This window comes from Polynucleobacter sp., from assembly GCF_040400325.1.
In the GTDB taxonomy this organism is placed as follows: domain Bacteria; phylum Pseudomonadota; class Gammaproteobacteria; order Burkholderiales; family Burkholderiaceae; genus Polynucleobacter.
Genome location: NZ_JBBAQK010000015.1, coordinates 1 through 15,827, shown reverse-complemented (window position 1 = coordinate 15,827; position 15,827 = coordinate 1). Strand labels below are relative to the sequence as shown.

General features: G+C 40.8%; 19 protein-coding genes. 9 read left to right on the top strand and 10 right to left on the bottom strand.

What is annotated here, in order from left to right:
- Positions 1 to 123: 123 nt before the first annotated feature.
- Complete coding sequence (locus ABWP14_RS10160; protein ID WP_353202860.1) at positions 124 to 459, bottom strand: AzlD domain-containing protein; 336 nt, start codon at positions 457 to 459, stop codon at positions 124 to 126.
- A complete protein-coding gene (locus ABWP14_RS10155) occupies positions 456 to 1,121 on the bottom strand; it encodes an AzlC family ABC transporter permease (RefSeq protein WP_353202885.1) in 666 nt (221 codons plus the stop codon). Before ABWP14_RS10155 ends, ABWP14_RS10160 begins: the two co-directional genes overlap by 4 nt.
- A 228-nt stretch (positions 1,122 to 1,349) precedes the next feature.
- Here ABWP14_RS10155 and ABWP14_RS10150 point away from each other — a divergent pair, with 228 nt between their 5' ends.
- From ABWP14_RS10150 to ABWP14_RS10140, 3 genes are read left to right on the top strand one after another with little or no spacing between them, the layout of a single operon-like run.
- Positions 1,350 to 2,006: a DsbA family oxidoreductase gene (locus ABWP14_RS10150; protein WP_353202859.1), complete on the top strand. Its 657-nt coding sequence runs from the start codon at positions 1,350 to 1,352 to the stop codon at positions 2,004 to 2,006.
- A gap of 22 nt (positions 2,007 to 2,028) precedes the next feature.
- On the top strand, positions 2,029 to 3,000 hold the full coding sequence (locus ABWP14_RS10145; protein ID WP_353202858.1) for a Bug family tripartite tricarboxylate transporter substrate binding protein: 972 nt from the start codon (positions 2,029 to 2,031) through the stop codon (positions 2,998 to 3,000).
- Positions 3,001 to 3,042: 42 nt separating this feature from the next.
- Positions 3,043 to 4,380: an arylsulfatase gene (locus ABWP14_RS10140; protein WP_353202884.1), complete on the top strand. Its 1,338-nt coding sequence runs from the start codon at positions 3,043 to 3,045 to the stop codon at positions 4,378 to 4,380.
- An 89-nt stretch (positions 4,381 to 4,469) separates the two neighbouring features.
- Here the strand turns inward: ABWP14_RS10140 and ABWP14_RS10135 are convergent, their stop codons facing one another.
- Entirely contained in the window at positions 4,470 to 5,126 is a 657-nt protein-coding gene (locus ABWP14_RS10135; protein WP_353202857.1) for a cupin domain-containing protein, read from the bottom strand.
- 376 nt (positions 5,127 to 5,502) lie between these two features.
- Complete coding sequence (locus ABWP14_RS10130; protein ID WP_353202856.1) at positions 5,503 to 5,772, bottom strand: EF-hand domain-containing protein; 270 nt, start codon at positions 5,770 to 5,772, stop codon at positions 5,503 to 5,505.
- Between the two features lie 483 nt (positions 5,773 to 6,255).
- Here ABWP14_RS10130 and ABWP14_RS10125 point away from each other — a divergent pair, with 483 nt between their 5' ends.
- Positions 6,256 to 6,951, top strand: coding sequence for an SDR family NAD(P)-dependent oxidoreductase (locus ABWP14_RS10125; RefSeq protein WP_353202855.1), 696 nt, complete (start codon positions 6,256 to 6,258; stop codon positions 6,949 to 6,951).
- Positions 6,952 to 6,972: 21 nt separating this feature from the next.
- On the opposite strand, the gene ABWP14_RS10120 is transcribed toward ABWP14_RS10125, so the two are convergent.
- The 6 genes from ABWP14_RS10120 to ABWP14_RS10095 form a co-directional block, all read right to left on the bottom strand.
- Positions 6,973 to 7,128, bottom strand: a complete 156-nt coding sequence (locus ABWP14_RS10120; RefSeq protein WP_353202854.1) for a DUF2256 domain-containing protein — start codon at positions 7,126 to 7,128, stop codon at positions 6,973 to 6,975.
- An 8-nt stretch (positions 7,129 to 7,136) separates the two neighbouring features.
- On the bottom strand, positions 7,137 to 8,672 hold the full coding sequence (locus tag ABWP14_RS10115; protein WP_353202853.1) for a cryptochrome/photolyase family protein: 1,536 nt from the start codon (positions 8,670 to 8,672) through the stop codon (positions 7,137 to 7,139).
- Complete coding sequence (locus tag ABWP14_RS10110) at positions 8,669 to 8,938, bottom strand: TIGR03643 family protein (RefSeq protein WP_353202852.1); 270 nt, start codon at positions 8,936 to 8,938, stop codon at positions 8,669 to 8,671. Before ABWP14_RS10110 ends, ABWP14_RS10115 begins: the two co-directional genes overlap by 4 nt.
- A gap of 67 nt (positions 8,939 to 9,005) precedes the next feature.
- Positions 9,006 to 10,412, bottom strand: coding sequence for an exonuclease domain-containing protein (locus ABWP14_RS10105; RefSeq protein ID WP_353202851.1), 1,407 nt, complete (start codon positions 10,410 to 10,412; stop codon positions 9,006 to 9,008).
- 18 nt (positions 10,413 to 10,430) lie between these two features.
- Complete coding sequence (locus ABWP14_RS10100; RefSeq protein ID WP_353202850.1) at positions 10,431 to 11,018, bottom strand: RrF2 family transcriptional regulator; 588 nt, start codon at positions 11,016 to 11,018, stop codon at positions 10,431 to 10,433.
- 251 nt (positions 11,019 to 11,269) lie between these two features.
- The gene (locus tag ABWP14_RS10095) at positions 11,270 to 11,419 is read right to left on the bottom strand and encodes a hypothetical protein (protein ID WP_353202849.1); all 150 of its coding nucleotides are present in this window, start codon (positions 11,417 to 11,419) and stop codon (positions 11,270 to 11,272) included.
- A 130-nt stretch (positions 11,420 to 11,549) separates the two neighbouring features.
- On the opposite strand from ABWP14_RS10095, the gene ABWP14_RS10090 reads away from it, so the two are divergent.
- The 5 genes from ABWP14_RS10090 to ABWP14_RS10070 all read left to right on the top strand — a co-directional run bounded on the left by ABWP14_RS10090 (position 11,550) and on the right by ABWP14_RS10070 (position 15,618).
- Positions 11,550 to 12,194, top strand: a complete 645-nt coding sequence (locus ABWP14_RS10090) for an LON peptidase substrate-binding domain-containing protein (protein ID WP_353202848.1) — start codon at positions 11,550 to 11,552, stop codon at positions 12,192 to 12,194.
- Between the two features lie 165 nt (positions 12,195 to 12,359).
- Positions 12,360 to 12,986 carry an alpha-ketoglutarate-dependent dioxygenase AlkB family protein gene (locus tag ABWP14_RS10085; RefSeq protein WP_353202847.1) on the top strand — a complete coding sequence of 209 codons (627 nt, stop codon included), beginning with the start codon at positions 12,360 to 12,362 and terminating at the stop codon, positions 12,984 to 12,986.
- The gene (locus tag ABWP14_RS10080; RefSeq protein WP_353202846.1) at positions 12,983 to 13,981 is read left to right on the top strand and encodes an NAD(P)/FAD-dependent oxidoreductase; all 999 of its coding nucleotides are present in this window, start codon (positions 12,983 to 12,985) and stop codon (positions 13,979 to 13,981) included. The genes ABWP14_RS10085 and ABWP14_RS10080 overlap by 4 nt, the downstream gene beginning before the upstream one ends.
- 17 nt (positions 13,982 to 13,998) lie before the next feature.
- A complete protein-coding gene (locus ABWP14_RS10075; RefSeq protein WP_353202845.1) occupies positions 13,999 to 14,394 on the top strand; it encodes a dihydroneopterin aldolase in 396 nt (131 codons plus the stop codon).
- 84 nt (positions 14,395 to 14,478) lie between these two features.
- The gene (locus tag ABWP14_RS10070; RefSeq protein ID WP_353202844.1) at positions 14,479 to 15,618 is read left to right on the top strand and encodes a MalY/PatB family protein; all 1,140 of its coding nucleotides are present in this window, start codon (positions 14,479 to 14,481) and stop codon (positions 15,616 to 15,618) included.
- The last annotated feature ends 209 nt before the right edge of the window (positions 15,619 to 15,827 follow it).

Here is a 15,827-nt window from a genome sequence, read left to right as displayed (position 1 = left end):
ACTGAATCCCTAGATGCCAAATACTAACGCACTATTTTTGAGATTTTATATAAAGATAGTGAGGCAGGACTTAAGCCAGAATGAGAAGATCATGATCTTTCTGGTAACTAAAGAACTTTCAAACTACATCACCAGTCTTGCTAGAGTAAAAAAGAGCATCCCGACAAAGATCGTCGCCAAAATACTTCTAGTGAATAAAAAGCCAACGACTCCGCCGATCGCCCCAAAAATTTGAGGGGAGTAGAGATTTAATTCAAATAACTGAGTTACAGGATCCTTCATAAACAATACTTCAGGAAGAACGATTGCAATTAATGCAGCAGTTGGCGCATAGCGTAAAAACTCATGAACTGTTTCTGGAATGGGGAATTTAGAGCCTAGTAATAACAAGGAAGTTCTGGTGAAGATACTCACTAACATCAAGCCAAAGAATGCTATCCATAAATCAATCGTACTCATGCCTGCCTCTGCGGAAATTTTTTATCCATCAATATTGCAGCAAACACAGCAGCAATCACGGAGCAGACAATCGTCAATCGATATGGCAAGTTAACAGTTAGCTCGCAAGTAATTGCTGCAACCAAAGCTGAGACTACTGCAGTTTTATGCTTGATAGCAGGAATAATCAAAGCGAGTAATGCTAAGGGCCCTGCAAATCCCAAACCCCAAGAACTGGGTATGTCTGACCCAAAAAAAATAGCAATTAATGCGCCTATTTGCCAAAAAATCCAATGGGCTAAGATCATTCCTAAAAAATAAAGAATTTGAGTATGAGAGCCATCAGAGTTATTTGGCGATGGAAACTTTTCTATAAATTTCGCAAAACTCATATCGGTATTGATGGTTCCGATACCCAATCTTTGCAAGAAAGAATACTGTTTGAAGTGCGGTTGAATAGTTGCACTAAAAATAATAAAACGAGACATCACAATCAGACCGGTCAGCCATATCGTCCAAAAAGGATAATCGCCATTAATTAATGGCATGACGGCCAATTGCGATGAACCAGCGTAGACCATAATATTGAACCAGAATGTATCTACCGGACTTAATCCAGCGCTCAGCAAACTGATGCTAGTCACAAGTGACCAAGCCACAATTCCTGGCGATGACTCAACCATCACCTTGACTCCTTGCAAAAAAGGAGGTTTACGAAAGAAATTCAAATTAATAAAGTACTTTCTTATTTGTAATTAAAAATGTGATGCTCATTATGACATTAAGAATTGATTGAATAATTACTATTATTTCGCAGATACACCCATTGAAAACCGCTATTCTGCAGCTCCAAGTAGAGAATAAAGAAATAGAAGATCAACTTAAATATAAGCTCCTATAGAATGAGATCTATGAAACCAACTATCAAAATTGACTATGTATCTGATGTAGCTTGCCCTTGGTGTGCAGTAGGATTAGGCAATCTTAATCAGGCGATAACCCAGTTAAGTGATCAAGCTCACTTTGAGGTGCATTTCCGACCTTTCGAACTCAACCCCAATATGCCAAAGGGTGGTCAAGATGCTATCGAACATCTCACCGAAAAGTATGGCTTAACTGCAGAGCGGGTTAAGGCCAATCAAGCCAATATACGATCAAAGGCACTAGAGGCAGGATTTGAGTTTCATCCCGAGGGTCGTAAACGGGTTTACAACACCTTTGATGCTCATCGTCTTTTATATTGGGCCGCAAAAGAATATGACCTACAGAAACAAGCCGCCCTGAAAAAGGAATTTCTGAATACTTACTTTTGCCTGGCAGTCAATTTTGATGACCATCAAAATATATTAGAGGCAGTCACCCGTGCTGGACTAGACCAACAAAGGGCACAGGAAATTCTGAGTGGTAGTGAATTTACCAATGAGGTGCTAGAAGAAAAAGCTGCTTATACAAAAGCGGGTATTAGTTCAGTTCCTACTATCATTATTAATGATCAATACCTTTTGCAGGGAGCTCAGCCTTCTGAGTCATTTGTAGAAGCTTTTGAGCAACTCATTCAAAAGAGTTAAAAAACTAACGATCAGGTACCAGATGAAAAAATACTTAGCTATATGGTGTATCTCGCTAATCTGCCTTATATCTTCTAATTACTCTTGGGCTCAAGAATGGCCCAAAGAACGCCCCATTAAAATCATTGTTCCTCAGGCTGCAGGCGGCACAAATGATATCGTCACTAGATTAATTGCCTTAGAGCTTAGCAAATCATTAGGCCAATCCATTATTGTTGAAAATAGGCCTGGCGCATCTGGTGCCATTGGAATGCAAGTTGCCGCATCATCGACTCCCGATGGATATACCTTTGCAGTGGCTTCTGACAGCATTGCCATCATGAGCGCAACCAAAGAATCCTTACCCTGGAGATTAGGTAGAGATTTGATTGGCGTTTCTTTGCTAGGTGATCAACCAATTGGTATAGCAGTATCCAGTCAAACACCTTACCAAACCTTGCAAGACCTCATCAATGCTGCAAAAAATAAGCCAGATTCACTTTCTTATGGAACTTCAGGACAGGGAACAAATCAGCATTACATTGGCGAATGGCTGGCCAAGTCTGGTAACTTCAAATGGCTTCACGTGCCCTATAAAGGTGGTGGTCAGGCAATTATTGACTTAACTGGTGGGACAACCCCGGCCGCAGTCCTTGGCTTTGCCCCCCTACTTTCTCAACAAAAAAAGGGTGGTATCAGAATTTTGGCGATTACCAGCGCGCAAAGAAACGTCTCTGCACCAACTGTGCCAACACTTAGCGAGCTTGGCTTTAAAGACATTGTCATTAATCAATGGGTTGGCATAGTTTCACCAAAAAATTTACCTCCACCCATTTTGAATAAGATGTCCAAAGAAATAGGGTTGATTTTAGAAAAGCCAGAAATTAAAGCTAAATTACTAGACATCGGCTTGACTGCAAAGTCTATGTCTGCAAGTGAATTTGAAATATTTCTAAAAGCCTCAATACAACGTTGGTCAGAGTTGAATAAGGCCCTTCAAATTCCAATAGATTAAAACTGATTTATTTATAGACTAAATGACATTATGAATACACCAATGAATACCCAGCCCAATGTTGTTTTAATTCTGGCAGATAACCTTGGCTGGGGCGAATTAGGCTGCTACGGTGGTGGCGCACTTCGTGGAGCGCCAACGCCTAGAATTGATGCTCTTGCTCTGGAAGGTACGCGTTTTCTAAACTTTAATGTAGAAAGTGATTGCGTACCTACTCGATCCGCACTGATGACTGGAAGACACCCAATTAGAACTGGCGCTATTCAGTCTGTCCCCGCTGGATTACCCCAAGGAATTATTCCTTGGGAAAAAACCATTGCAGAATTATTTTCAGATGCAGAATATGCAACTGCTATGTATGGAAAATGGCATCTTGGTGATAAAGAAGGTAGATATCCAAAAGATAAAGGGTTTGATGAATGGTATGGCATTCCAAGGACCACTAATGAAAGCATGTTTTTTGATTCAATCGGGTATGACGAGTCTATTGTTGAGCCCCCATACGTCATGGAAGGCACCAAAGGAAAGCCGGCAGAAAAAAAAGAGTTATACGATTTGGAGATGCGTCGCAAGATTGATGCTGTACTAACAGAACGTAGCTGTGAATTTATCAAACGTAATGGCAATAAAAAACCATTTTTTCTATATGTTCCGTTAACGCAATTACATTTTCCAACACTTCCACATCGTGAATTTGAGGGAGTTTCTAAACATGGAGACTTTGCAGACTCTCTAATCGAGATGGATGCAAGAGTAGGACAAATAATAGATGCTGTTGATCAAAATAATCTAACTGAAAATACTATATTCATATTTGCTAGTGACAATGGTCCAGAATATCGAAGGCCTTGGAGGGGAAGCGCTGGAATGTGGACAGGCACCTACCATACCGCTATGGAAGGTGCTTTAAGAGTGCCACTGATTATTCGCTGGCCTAACAAAATACTGGCTGGGAAAGTTACAAATGAGATGATTCATGTGGTTGATTTATTTCCAACTCTTGCTCAACTTGCTAACTTAGAGATGCCCAAAGATCGAATGATTGATGGACTGGATCAAAGTCAATTTCTTGTAGGGAAGCAAGAGAAATCAAATAGAGAAGGTTTTGTTTATTTCATCAAAACAGAATTAAGAGCTGCAAAATGGCGTGATTGGAAAATGCACTTTGTTTGGGAGGTAGAACCAAATGCCGGGGCCAATCATCTTGAAACACCTTATTTATTTAATATTGTGCAAGATCCAAAAGAAGAATCGGATGTGAATTCAACCCAAGGCTGGGTTAGGGGTCCAATTCGTAAAATGGTAATCAATTTTCAGAACTCGCTAAAAGAACATCCGCCTATTCCACCAGGTGCACCAGATGATTTTCAGCCAAAATAAAGTATTTCCTCTCAGCAGTTAAAAATACCAACTTGGCAACCTAAAGCTTGTTTGTTTTTATTCTTGAGAGTCGCTATCCAGTCAACAACTTAACTATCTAACAGATGTCCGGTCTTCACAAAAATCGTACAGCCCTCTTTGCTAAAAGGTTTATGCATACTGAGATGAGGACTCCTAATCCATGAGCCAGTCGGATAACGACCATGTTCATCTTCAAATACGCCATCCACTACAAAAATTTCTTCGCCGCCATAATGCTTATGCGGATTAAAGTAAGTCTGGGGTGCCCACCTCACTAAAGTAGAGCCCATACCTTGTCGCATCAAAGGCATGACTGTTAATCCAGGGACCATTCCTTGAAACCATGGAGCGGAGTGAGTATCTACAATCTCTCGCTCAATTTGCTCGGATCCAAGATGCCTTAACTTTACAAAAAGAGTACAACCTTCTTCACTAAAGGGTGCATGGGATGACCCAGGAGGATTCATGATGTATGAACCAGCAGGATAGCTCCCCGTCTCATCACTCAATACTCCGTCTAAAACTAAAATCTCTTCGCCAAATTCATGAACATGAAATGGAAATCGTGCTCCTGCTTGATAACGAACAATCGAAGTGGCCTTAGCAAGTTCATCGCCCTTACGGTCAAGCATGCGCCTCTCAACTCCTAATGAAGGACTTAAAATCCACGGTAGATCATGATGATCAAGAACCACGCGCTTGCTGTAGTCAGAATGAATATCCATTGAATAAATCTTTATATTGATTTGTTATTATGTATAAGAATAACAATGGAATGAAATTAATGCTTAATAAGCAAAACTGACCAATTTTTAAGGGTCAGTGCAGTAGGTGGCTCTAGGAGTTAACTATCCTACTCCTTAGTTGGGCCTGCAAATAGTCCGTTTAGTAGTAATGATTCTGCGAGTAGATGGTGTTTACGCCTACTGCGGAATTGAGCTACCAGAATAAGTCTTTTAAATCAGATTTGAATGTTAATAATCTGCATGAACATACCCTTAGACAAAAAACCCTTAGCAGCTAAAGTTAGAATGCTAAGGGTTTATTAAGGGTAATGAGGAGACTTTGCTACTACCAGAGTAGCAGGGCAGTTAAGAAGACTTAACCACCATATGTTTTCATTTCTTCTTGAGTAATGAAACCGTCTCCATTTTTATCAATTGTTTTGAAGTCGCCCTCAGGAATACCGTAGGCTTTTGCCTCATCGCGAGATATTTTTCCATCACCGTCGGTATCGATTGCTTTCAGCTCTTCTGCAGACAGTTTTCCATCTCGATTACCGTCTAGTTTGGAAAGCCAACCTGGTTTGGCCTTATCTGGTGATGAACCACTTTTCATGCCGTTCACTAAAAAATAGGAAGCAATTGCCAAGACAACTACAATAATTATAACTTTTGATATTTTCATAGTCCTAACCTGTTAGTTATTTAAGGAAGCATATCTTTTTTTATGCAGTCTAATTCTCAGGCAAGACGCAAAATGGCAATCAGGCTAAAAAGAGTCTTGTTGCGAACAGAATGCCAATGAATTAGGCTGAGGTCAAATACTTTGTAAGTTGTTTTGATCACAACCTAGGGTTACCCCTTGCACCATTAATGAGGCTTATTTTCAAATATTCGCTAGAGACGGCTTATGACCCTAACTAGCCCCCCAATCATCGCTTTGCGCAATTAAAGGCCTATAGAGGCTAATCACAGATCCAGAGGGGAAAAGGGAAATAACTGCGTAGTTTCTCCCTAAGTCTCTCATTTCATTGGCGTATCCACTCAGACTTGAGCCTAGGAGCAAAGAATGATCAGAGCTTAAACTTCATTAATATAGCAATCAGTATTCACAGTCTTCAGAAAAACTTACATGCAATTACTTTCAAATCCCTTTCGCGCACTAGTCATTGGTTCCTCTGGAACTATTGGTACTGCGTTTATGGAGCTCCTTCAAAAGAATCCCTTATGTTCAGATGTTGTAGGAATTCATCGACATTCAGAATTTCCAATTGACTACCATCATCTAGATTCTATTGAGTCCTGTGCTGATGCACTTGCACTAACTGCGCCTTTTCAACTCATCATTAATACGATCGGGGTTTTACACACAAACGACTGGATGCCTGAAAAGAAACTTGATGATATTAATGCTGAACAACTGACAGAGCTCATCAAGATCAACGCTATTGGTCCAGCCCTCACCCTACGCCACTTCTCTAAATTACTGGATCCACAAAGTAGCGTCATGGTTAGCCTCTCTGCCAAGGTCGGTAGCATTGAAGATAACCGCCTTGGTGGCTGGTACAGCTATCGTGCCTCTAAGGCTGCACTCAATATGCTGATCAAAACAGCATCCATAGAATGGGCTCGTACAAAACCGAACACTGTCTTAATCGCAATGCATCCAGGTACCGTCAACTCAAAACTCTCAAAACCATTTCGTGGCGAGCAAATTGGAAGACCTGCGAACGATGCAGCAGTAGATATGTTACGAGCCATTGCAAATCTAAAGAAAGAGGATTCAGGAAGTTTTATTTCTTACTCAGGAGAAAAATTGCCCTGGTAAGAGCTAAAAAACGATTTAGATCTATGCCTTAGGTGTCTTTTTCCTACAAGCGTCTGAGCAATATTTAACAGTTTCCCAATTTTTTGCCCATGACTTTCTCCAAGTCATTTCTTTTTTGCAGACGACACAGGTTTTGCTAGGCAGATAACTTTTATTACCTTTAAAAGAGGTAACCATATCAAGCTCTAGAGATCATCCAAATGATTTAATAGATAGCCCGCATGCTTTTGGATCGACATCTGATCTTCATCGCTAATTCTCTTCAGGTTTGCCGTCATCAATCTTGTTCGCGGACTGGATTCAAATTGATTCCGATGTTTAATTAAGAAATGCCAATATAAGGTAGTGACGGGACAAGCATTCTCTCCAAAGCGAACTTCTGGCTTGTACTGACAAGAGCCACAATAATTACTCATACGCTTGATATAGGCACCACTTGCAATATAGGGCTTACTAGTAAAGCGCCCGCCATTTGCAAATAAAGCCATGCCCGCAGTATTTGGAAGCTCTACCCACTCAATTGCATCAACATAGATTGCCAAATACCAGTCACATACCTCTGAGGGTAAGATTTCCGCTAGCAGGGCAAAGTTGCCGGTGACCATGAGGCGTTGAATATGGTGGGCATAGCCATACTGAAGTGTCTGTCCGATTGCATCTTTCATACAGGCCATATTAGTTTGACCCGTCCAATACCATTTGGGTAGAGGGCTTTGATGACCATAATAATTATCTTGAGCCATCTTGGGCATATCCAAGTAATACATGCCTCGTACAAATTCTCGCCAACCTAAAATTTGCCGAATAAATCCTTCAACTGTAGAAAGATCTAAAGAGTATTTTTTCCAGGCCTGTAACACAGCGGCAATGACTTCTCGTGGATTGAGTAATTTCAGATTCAGTGAGCTTGATAAAATCGAATGCCAGCCAAACGGAGTATCAGTCCACATCGCATCCTCATATATCCCAAAATTTCTTAAACGAAATTCTACAAAGTAATCTAGAGCTTCTAGAGCTTGTTCACGAGTGACTGGCCAACGAAAATCTTCTAGCGCTCCTGGATGACTTGAATAAGTCTTACTAACAAATTTAAGAACCTCTTTGGTAAGCTTATCTGGTTCAAATAAGATGGGGGCCTCAATGATGCCAGGACCCTTTTTAGAATACGGCTTTCGATTATCTTTATCAAAGTTCCATTGACCTCCTTCTGGGTTTCCCTCTCTATCAACTAAGATGTTATGGGTCTTACGCATTAGGCGATAAAAGTATTCCAGTCTCAACTCTTTTTTACCAGCGCTCCAAGCAATAAACTCTTGATGTGAGCAATAGAAATGATCGTCTTCACGCATCTCTAATGTGATCGATAATTCTCTTGCTAATTCTTCTATCTGCTGCTTTAAACGCCATTCGCCTGGCTCAACACAGATTAGATTAGTAATCTGCTCTTGGATTATTTTTTCTTTTAAGGTCTCCACTATTGATAGCGGTGAATTTTGAATGTAAGTCAGTGGGTAACTGAGTTCCTTTAGCTTAATCGCAAAGTGCCGCATTGCCGATAAAAATAGGGCAATCTTTGCTTTATGAGACCAAACATATTGAGCCTCTGGAATTGACTCAATCATCACTATCTCATCAGTCTTTACATTAAAAGCTCTGAGGGCGGCCCCATTTAAATCCAACTGATCCCCAAGAATCAGCACCAAGCTTTTAGGAGTATTCATTTATTTTTATACTGGGTTGGACAATAGGCACGATCAACTAACTTGCTTCGAAGAGCAACATGCTTAGTTGCCCTCCCAGTAACCCGCTTTCGCCATAACTCAAATGAGCCTCGCTTGAGCTCGTGGCGCATTAACTTGATTACTTCAGCCTCAGTTAGACCAAATGATTTTTCAATTGCGTCAAATGGAGTGCGATCTTCCCAGGCCATTTCAATCAGGCGGGATATATCCGATTCGGAAAGTGTATTTAATGAGAATCTTGGCACTATGTCAGTTTATGACTTATTTACTAAACTCGTACTTGATGCTAATTTTTCTAAGAATTCTGTAAGTTTAGAGTGAGCAAACCGGGAGCTCGATCACCTGTTTTTTATAAGGTCCTGATAGTGACTTTTTCAGTATTTTATAAATATCGAGATCAAATTCAGCCTCTCCAGCTTCCGCCAATTCGTATAGTTCGTCCTCATTGATGGCGGTGCCAAGATAGCACCATCTATCAATCACGATCATCTCGCCACCCTCTTTTATTGCGATAGGCCCACTATAAGGCCATACCTTAACCTTAAAAAGGTCTAATACTGTTTTCAGTTGTAAGTTATGCAAGGCAATCGGGGTGAGATTCAGACATGCGCCACCACATTGCTTTACTTGATATCCAAAGCAAGATTTACCTTCAACCCTCTTTTCTAAACCAAGTAGTGCCTCACAAAGATGATGTTTTTTAGCTATCGCTTTTAAGTAAGAGTGTGCCTCTCGTTTACTATAAAACAAACCATATAAGTTATCTTGTAAGCCAGGTGCCAATTGGCGGTGTGTTACTAGCACCGGAGTAAGCACTCCAACATCATTTTCAACCAAACTCCAGCCGCAAAGATCTTTCGATCGACGCAGCTTAATATTCATACTAGGCATACGCTCTTTAATTAATTTAGACTCCAGTATTAGGGCGCCAAGCTCTCCGCTAGTTTCGATCCAATCAATATCGCGAATTTGCAAAGAAAGCTTCATTTCTTTGCGCTTTGTTAAGGCGCCTTGAAAGTGTCCCATGACCCTACTGCGTAAAGAAATGCTTTTACCGATATACAGTGGAGCCTTGTTCTCTCCATAAAAGATATAGCAGCCAGGGCCATCAGGAATTGAGTCTATTAACTTCTTGTCTATATTTGGCGGTAGACTAGGATTGCCAACGAGTTGATTGATCACCTCATTGAGCTTTTCTTTCCCGAACTTCAATTCACACACTTGCCAAAACTGCAGCAATAAATCTGCATCGCCTAGTGCGCGATGACGGGCGCTAACCTTCAGATGATGGGCGTTAATAATGGTGTCTAGATTATGGCGGGGCTGATTGGGAAAGAGTAATCTTGAAAGCTTTACCGTACATAAAACTTTTGGCTTAAAGTCAATGCCGATTCTTCTAAAAGAAGCCTTGATAAAGCCATAGTCAAATCTAGCATTGTGGGCAATGAATATTTTTCCATCGAGCACTTGTTTTAGTTCTCTCGCCACTTCATCAAAGCTTGGCTGATTCTCAACCATCTCTGGCGATATGCCAGTCAGTCTTTGGATGTTTTGAGGAATAAAGGTTTGTGGGTTGATTAACCTCTCCCATAAACTCACTTCACCATTAGCAAACGTCTTAATACCAATCTCAGTAATCCGGTCGCGATCAAAATGTGACCCAGTAGTCTCAATATCAACAAAGGCTAGATCAGGGTAAGCGGCCTGCTTGATATCCACGCCAAGTGTCTTTAAAAATTAGCTTGCTGGTGAGTTTTTATTGAGATATTCAGCAAAGCTAAAAATAGAGTTTGGACCGCGAGGGAATTCTTCAACCTTTTTAAATGGGGTATTGGCCACTTTTTGGCTTTCTACTTTAGGTTTTTTTTCTTGCGCAGTTTTAACTTTAGGCTCTGTTACAAAATATGGCTTTCTTTCAGGCGCAATTTGTACTTCACTAAAGCGCGGAATGTAATCTTTGATAGCAGAAGCCAAAGTAACATTCGAAATGCAATTCATCATATAAGCCTCTAGTGACTGATAGAGATCTTTTGCAATATCTGATACTTCTACTTTTCTCTTTTTAATTCTATTCATCGCCAAAACAATGTCTTTAATCGTAATGATGCGAGGATCTTTTGATAGTTGATAGCCGCCATTTCGCCCTTTAATCCCGATGACTAGTCCTGATTCCCGCAAAGGCCGCAATAAGAGTTCAATGCGACTAATCGACATATCTAGCCTTTGGGCTATTTCTGGAACGGGTACAAACTGACCATTCGTTGAATGACTTGCAATATCAACCAGAGTGTCCAGTCCTACCTTGACTGCTTTAGTTACTTCCATGGTGTTTTTGATATAAAAGTTAAATTAGAACTAGTATGAAACTGATTTAAAATTTGTGCTGCAGCGCATTAATTAACCCTTTTTACCCCATGGTTGAAGCCCTCAGAGCTCAATATCTTTAGATCTTTCGCTTGCTGCGCTTACTCGTCCGCTTGATAGCTAGTGCCATTATTACTTTGGTATGAAAGCGCGATCTTCCCCCTCTTTCCAATGGCTCATACCTATGTTGAACGCCCAGAAAAACTGAGGAGTTATTGAGTCTTATTGCGCTCTTGGGCTTTTACCAACTGGTCAGCACTTCTTTGTTGGAAATCGACCATATTGAGATAACCCATTTGATAGCATGGGCAATGCTTACCCAGAATCCAGCGGGCGAGCTTAATGCGTAGTTTTTGAATCATTTGTATCTCCTAGTATTGATCATCCAATGTAAACGTAAACGTGCTTTGGTGCTGAGTTCAAAAAACAGTGGGGGCATTTAGCTCTTATTGGGCATCAGCAAAGATGGGATAAATCCATTACATTAATCAGATGACTGATTCCACCTCCACCTTCCGCAAAATACCTTTATTTCCTCTGGGCACCGTACTCTTTCCAGATGGGGTGATTGCTCTCAAGATTTTTGAGGCTCGCTATCTCGATATGATTAAGCAATGTCTACGAGAAATGACAGAATTCGGCGTTGTGAGCATCATCAAAAACCAAGATGTCAGTGAAGAGGATGTATCCCTATCCTTTTCTAAAATTGGTACTCTGGCCCAAATTGAGGACTTTGACCCTATCCAGCCCGCTCTTTACATGACTAAGTCATTTGGCACGCAGCGCTTCAAGCTATTGAATTGCAAACAAGAAGCCAGTGGACTTTGGATTGGTGAAGTGACGCTTTTAGATAATGACCCTCTCACCTCAATTTCTCAAGAGCATCACAAGGTAGCCAAATTACTAGATGAAATTATCTCGGTGATACAAAGTGAAAATCTTTTAGGTGATGCTCCGTTTAAAAAACCATACAAGGTCGATGATTGTGGTTGGGTCTCTAACCGCCTTGCAGAGCTTTTACCAATCTCATTAGCCCAAAAGAATCATTTGCTAGCACAAACCAATCCCAGAATCAGGCTTGATTTGATTACGGAAATTATTGAAGATGATGATTTAAGAAATCCTATGATGCATTAAAACCATGCTTGATGAGCTCATTCGCAATACGATTCGGGAAACGGTAGGGGGAAATGAACCTCCCGTAGCATTTTGAAGTCCAAAGCATAATCCTGCTACAAAATAAATATCGATTCAAGCTATTCTAGAGTTTTCATTTATTTAGCGCTGACACCCTACCCCCCGATGAATCAAAGCTCCTTATTTGGAATCAATCTAAGTCAATACAAGTTAAACCTATTGCCTGTGGATGGATTAGCTCAATACCTTCCAGCATTTATGAATGCAGAAGAGAGTGTTAGCTTATTCGACCAGCTTCAGAAGTCACTTCGATGGGAAGCAGACCAAGTCATGATGTTTGGAAAGTTAGTGACAACTCGTCGCAAAGTAGCTTGGGCTGGAGATCCAGAATGCGCCTATACCTATTCTGGAGTCAAAAAGAGTCCACAAGCATGGACACCAGAACTTCTGTCAATAAAGACCCAACTAGAGGAACTCACTCAATCTGAATTTAATTCCTGTCTACTGAACTTCTATCATGATGGGAGTGATGGCATGGGTTGGCATAGCGATGATGAAAAAGAGCTCGATGCCAACTCCCCAATTGCATCACTTAGTCTTGGTGCGCAGCGTAAGTTTGCCTTTCGCCATAAAGTAGATAAAACTACTATTCCTCTTTATTTAGAAAGTGGTAGCGTCTTAATAATGCATAGTCCTACTCAACAGTTTTGGCAACATACTCTACTGAAAACAAAAACAGTAAGCAATCCTCGTATTAACTTGACTTTTAGAAAAATCACTTTAAAAAAATGAGTCATTCCGGCCCTCAAAAGACTATAGCCATTATTGGTGCGGGCTTAGCAGGTCTTAGTTGTGCCACCAAATTACAAGCACAGGGCTTTAAAGTTCAAGTGTTTGAAAAGAGTCGTGGACCTAGTGGTCGAATGAGTACTCGCAATGGCAAGGACTGGACAGCTGATCATGGTGCTCAATACTTTACCGCAAGAGATCCTCTATTTATTGAAGAGCTCAATCACTGGATCAATGCTGGCATATCAGCAGCATGGCATCCACATATTAAAGTCTTTGAGAATGGCCAATGGCATGAGAGCGCTTCAACTGAGAAGCGTTATGTAGGTATCCCCGCCATGAATTCTCCCGGAAAGTATTTGGCCAAGAACTTATCGATGCACTTTAATCAAACCATTGATCAGATTGATCTTCAAAATGGTAAATGGCTTATTCATAGCGTGGAATCCGGCAATATTAAGCAACAGTTTGATTGGCTAGTATTAGCGCTACCTGCAGCACAAACTTTTACCCTCTCCAATTTAGTAGATAAGTCTATTAAAGAGGCGGATGCTCAAATTGAGATGATGGGCTGCTGGACGGTGATAGCTTCCTTTGCAGAAAAATTAAATATCCCTTTTGATGCTGCCTTCATTAATGGTGAAATCATTGGGTGGATTTCTAGAAATAATTCGAAACCGGCTCGGCAAGGTCTAGAAACTTGGACAATACATGCTAATCCACAGTGGAGCCAACAATGGATTGAGCTGGAAAAAGAAGAGGCTGAAAAGCGTATCTTAGAGTGCGCAAAAAGACTAGGTTTAGATTGTCAGAATGCTCAAATCTCTGTACATCGCTGGCGCTATGCCAGTGGATCCATAGATGCCAATCCTGGATTTAGAACCTATCAACACTTAAAACTGGGACTTTGTGGGGATTGGCTTCATGGCGGTAGAGTAGAGGGCGCGTGGTTAAGTGGCTATAAATTAGCTCTCCAAATTAAAAATGACTACCAGTAAACTGTATTCCTATGAATATGATGAAAACCAATGCTTGTATTGACTTAAAAGATCTTCAGCTTCAGACGCAAATAGGAACCTATGGGCCCGGGGCTGTCATACCTAAGCAACATCTTTTAGATTTAACCCTTTGGATTGACCCAAAACTGGTCTTCATTTCAGAAGATCTCATGGAGAATGTATTTGACTACGATCCTCTAGTGATTGAGATTGAAAGGCTAGCTGGCGATGGTCATTATGAAACCCAAGAACGATTAATGACACGAATAGTTCAGGCTTGTGCAAAATATCCCGAAATTGAATCCCTTGAAATTAGCCTGAGAAAGTCGCCAGTTTCCCAAGGTACTGGCTCGCTTGGGGTTCGCCTCTTGGTAGATCAAACTACCATGGATAAATTGAGAACCGCCAATTAGCATCAATAAGCCCTAATCAGACTTAAACCCTCGTCATAAAATTGACGAACTTTTTTAATCAATCTCATTGAAGGCTTGCTAAAGATGGCATTTGATTTTGATACCCCCACAAATAGACTAGCAACGGATTCTATTCGCTGGGATAGCTTTAATAGTAAAGAGGTGCTGCCTTTATGGCTAGCTGATATGGACTTTCAATCTCCGCCATGTGTTATTGAGGCCGTGAGTAATAGAGTACAGCAGGGAATTTATGGCTATACCCATAGCCCCCATCAAATGAACGCGATGATCGCGGACTACCTGCAAGAGCAATACCAATGGCAAGTAGATCCAGATTGGATTGTCATTCTGCCCAGCGTTGTCTCTGGACTGTATTCAGCCGTCCAGCAGCTCACTAATAAAGATGAAAGTGTTCTGGTTCCTAATCCAATCTACCATCACTTACGTCTTGCTTGCTCTAGCGCCAATAGACAAATTCAGGAGATGCCTCTTGAACTCCAAGATGGTCGTTGGGTACTGCCAGTTAATCAATTAACAAACCTGATCACTAATAAAACAAGATTAGCTCTGTTCTGTAACCCTCAAAATCCTGGCTCTACTGTTTTCACTCGAGAAGAGCTCAAAGAGTTTGGAAATTTTTGCCTTGAGAATCATTTATGGATTTGCTCTGATGAAATCCATGCAGGACTTGTGCTCGACGAAAATAAAAAACATATTCCATTGGCCAGCATCAGTAAAGATATTTCTGAGAAGACCATCACATTAATGTCTTTAAATAAGACTTTTAACTTTCCTGGAATTGGCCTTGCGTGGGCTGTAGCAGAAAACCCTATCCTAAGGAAAGCCATTCAGGTTGGACTTCACCAAACCATTGCGCCCCCATCTTTACTTGCATACACCACAACAATGGCAGCAATCAAAGATGGGGAACCGTGGAGGCAAGAGTTAATTCAATACTTAAGGGGTAATCGAGATTTAATTCAGGAAAAAATTAACAGTATTAAGGGCTTAAGCGTATGCAAAATGGAGGGTAGCTATCTAGCATGGATTGATTGCACAAACCTTCATCATCAAAATCCCTATCAACTATTCTTAGATCATGGTCTTGCCACCTCTCCTGGCAGCCAATTCAATCGAGAGCAATTTGTCAGACTGAACTTTGGAACGCAAAGAAGTAGGCTTGATCAAGCCCTTAATATCATTGAATCCTGCGCAAAACGTTAATCCCAGTAATTTATCAGTAGTTCATTGCTCCTTTAGCAATATCATTAGGGTTTGAGCCTTAGGCTGAATAATAATAAGGGCAAAATTATCTGTATATTTAAGCGATCAATTACATTGGAAGATCATGTCATGATTTGTCAGCACATCAATTAAAAAAGAAAAAATTTATGCCTAGGGAAAACGCGGAAGAGCTTTCGATGCAGAGCGCA